The organism is Thiocystis minor, from assembly GCF_016653465.1.
In the GTDB taxonomy this organism is placed as follows: Bacteria; Pseudomonadota; Gammaproteobacteria; order Chromatiales; family Chromatiaceae; genus Chromatium; species Chromatium minus.
Map to the genome: position 1 here is coordinate 1 of NZ_NHSQ01000133.1, position 3,436 is coordinate 3,436.

Sequence of the window (3,436 nt, forward strand, 5' to 3'; positions counted from 1 at the left end):
GCCTGGATCGCCCGGATTGGCTCTTGGAGCGCGTGCGCCAGGGCGCACGCGGCGATCTGGGGGTGCGCGGTCCCGCCGTGGCGATCGACGAACCCGATTTGATCGAGGAATTGCAACGGCGCGTCGCTAACGTCGATTGGCAGGCCAAGCGCGACGCGGCCCTGGCGCGCTACTGGGAACGCACCGCCTTGATCGCGCTGCCCACCGTGACCGTGCCCCGCGAGCGGCGGTTGGATTTAACGGTCACGGCCACTGCCCCCGTCGAGCTGCCCGACGGCACGCGCCTGGTCGAGGCCGGCGCGCAAGTCAATCCGCTGGACGTGATGCCGTTTCGTCAGCGCCTGTTCGTCTTCGATGCCAGCGACTCCCGGCAAGTGGCCTCGGTCGCGCGGCGCGGACAGGCCAGTCGCGCCGAGGGCCAGTTACCGTTGTATCTGGCCAGTCAGTTGGACCGGGACGCCGGATGGGCGGGCTTTCGCGCCGTCCAGGAGACGCTCGGCGAACCGCTGTATCGGCTCACGCCCGAGGTGCAGTCGCGCTTTCGGATTGAGCGGGTGCCCGCCGTCGTCGAGGCGGGGGAGGGCACGCTCGTCGTGCGCGAATGGCCCCCGGAGGGTTGACGCGATGCTCAACCGCACGCTCGTTACGCTCCTGTTCCTGGTCGGGATCGGCGGTCCGGTCCAGGCCGACAATGCCGTCTGTCCTGACGCCGAACTCTTGGGGGCCAAGCTCATCACCGACGTGTGCTGGGCCTGCCTGTTTCCGGTGCGCCTCGCGGGCGTCCCGATCGGCAGCGGCCCGGTTCCCGCCGGCGCGGCGACCCAAGCCCTGTGCAGTTGCCCCGATCCGCTCGGCCTGCCCAAACCGGGCCTGACCATCAGCCTGTGGGAGCCGGCGCGCATCGTGGAATTGATCCGGGTACCCGGCTGCATGCCGTCCCTGGGAGGGGGCCGCCTGGATCTGGGAGCCATGCGGACCCTGGGCACGCCCGGCCAGGCGGCTTACGACGGCTCGGACAAGGCGTTTTACAACTATCACTATTACGCCTTTCCGCTGCTCGTCATGCTCGATCTGTTCTTCCCGGACACCTGCAACGTCGATCACTTCACCGACTTCGACCTGCTTTATCTGTCGGAACTCGATCCGACCTGGAACAACGACGAACTGGCGTTCTTCACCAACCCCGAAGCGGCCTTCGTCGCCAATCCGGTCGCGCAGGCGGCCTGTCTGGTCGATGCGGCCTCGGCGACCACGGCGCAATTGCCGCTCGATTCCCTGTTTTGGTGCGCCGGCGCCTGGGGCAGCCTCTATCCCTTCACCGGACGCGTGCCGACGCTCAACGGCCGCCCCTCCGAGATGAGTCTGGCCAGCGCGCGGGTGCTGGCCGCCCTGCATCGGCGCGGCCTGGCACGCCGCACGATGGGCAACGATGCCCTCTGCACCGCGCCCCTGGCGCTGACCTTGCCCAAGACGCAATACCGCCTGTCGCAGTTCTATCCCCTCCCGGAGGCCCATTCCAATCATGTCATCGGCGAAAGCGAGTTGCGCTGGGGCGCCTGGCGCAATGTGCCTGGCGTGGGCGACGATCACCTCTACCTCCTGTGGCGCTGGCATGACTGCTGCGCCACCTTCGATTAACGGCGCGCGGCGCGCGCTGTGCGTCCTGCTCGCGGTCGCCGTCGCCTGGACGCCATGGGCGCTGACCTGGGGCCAAGACCTGTTCGGTCAGGCCGCCCGCGACGGGCAGGCGTTCGGCACGACGCTTGGCGCCGATCCCGTCCGCCTGACGCCCTTCGCGCATCCCGACGATTTTCGGGTCTACTTTCCGGGCGCCGACGCGGGCGCGGTCGCCGACTGGACGGCGTTCTCCGACGACCCGGCGGGCGCGCAGGCGGCGGGCCTCCAGGCGCAATCGGACCTGGTGGCCACGCCGTTCGTTGAGGCAACCCCCAGCGCGCAGGCGTATCAGACCCTGATCGCGCCGGTCGGGCGGGCGCGCCCGACGCTCGAAGACGATCCGCTGTGGACCCTGAGCGACACCACCACGCTGTCGCTCGACCGCTTCGCCACCACCTATGGCGACTGCACCTGGGAATCGACCTTTCTCGATCAACCCACCACGGTGCATGTGCCCGCTTACGAAGCCTGTTTGATCGCCGATAAAGTGCAGCCAGCGTTCACCTGCGCCGCCAGTCGCACCCTGTCGGCCCAAATTTTCTGGGATCCGATTTGGGGCGAAGTCACCGACGAGGACGGCAACACCACCATCGAAATCATCGGCTACACGCGTCGCCCGGTCATTGATCAGGATTCCTGGTCTTGGTCGCCGGCCTGCCAAGCTGGCATCGACCGGGTGAAGGACGGCTTCTGTCGCAGCACGATGACCTGTACCAGCAACGCGAATGCGAACTGCATCGGCGTGACGGGCGGGGAGCTGTGCGGCGGCGAACTCGCCTCCCCGCCCTATCACGGCGTCAGCGGCGACGAACCCTGGGAAACCTTCTCCGGGATCGGCGCAGCCTGCATGGCGGTGAGCGTCAGCCTGGACTGCACCAGTTTCAACGAGGGTCCGATGGACTGCTGGACCGATCCCACGGGAGCAGAACAGTGCCCGGAGAATCCCGGCGATCAGGATAACTGCGCGACGCTGGAGGCCAACGCGCATTGCCAGGCCATTAGCGACCAGTGCGCCGAGGACGGTCTTGGCAAGACCGGCGTCTGTTATGTCCACCAGCGCGTCTATGACTGCGGCACCGAAGAGGACATCGCTAACACGACGCGCATCTCGGACCTGAACTGCGGCGGCGAGATCCGCTGCCTGGGCGACGACTGCGCGTCGTTTACCCCGGAGCAATCGAGCGATTTCGGCGCGGCGGTCGCGGCCCTTCAGGCCGCCGAGTTCGTGACGCTCGACAGCGACTGTTCCAGCGGCACCTGCCAAGTCTTCAAGGGCACCGCCAGCGACTGCAAGCGGGCAGTGGGCGGCATCGTCAACTGCTGCACAACGCCAGACGGGATTTCCCTTGGCAACTATCTGCAACTGATCTTCAAAATTGCCAAGCTCGATAGCGTCACCATGACGCTGAACGCCGCCGGCACGGCCACTCCCGGCTTCGGCGCCTGGGAAACGCTGCGCTCGCCGCTGGTCGATACCTGGTCAGCCGTGAAAGAGGGATTTACCTCGGCGGTCAATAACGTCACGGGCAACACGGCGGCGGCGACCACGGAAGCGGCCAAAGAAGGCGTCATCAGCACCTTCAAACAGCAGCTCATGCAGCAGACCGCGCAATGGACGGCCAATCTGTTCGTTCCCCAGGCGGCCAATCTCCTGTTTGCCGATGCCGCGACCGGCGGCGCGGCTTTTGCCGCCGATGGCACGGCACTCACCACGAATATCGGACTCGGCGGCGTCGTGGGCACGGTGCTGCTATACGTC

Annotated in this window: 2 protein-coding genes and 1 pseudogene; all 3 read left to right on the top strand. The window is 66.9% G+C overall.

The genetic code is table 11. The features are described from left to right. A pseudogene (locus CCR95_RS18485) lies at positions 1 to 620 on the top strand (TrbC family F-type conjugative pilus assembly protein); the annotation flags it as partial. A 4-nt stretch (positions 621 to 624) separates the two neighbouring features. After that, entirely contained in the window at positions 625 to 1,638 is a 1,014-nt protein-coding gene (locus CCR95_RS18490; RefSeq protein WP_201097219.1) for a TraU family protein, read from the top strand. Then, a partial coding sequence (traN, locus tag CCR95_RS18495) for a conjugal transfer protein TraN (protein ID WP_201097221.1) occupies positions 1,613 to 3,436 on the top strand: 1,824 nt, incomplete at its 3' end. The genes CCR95_RS18490 and traN, both read left to right, overlap by 26 nt.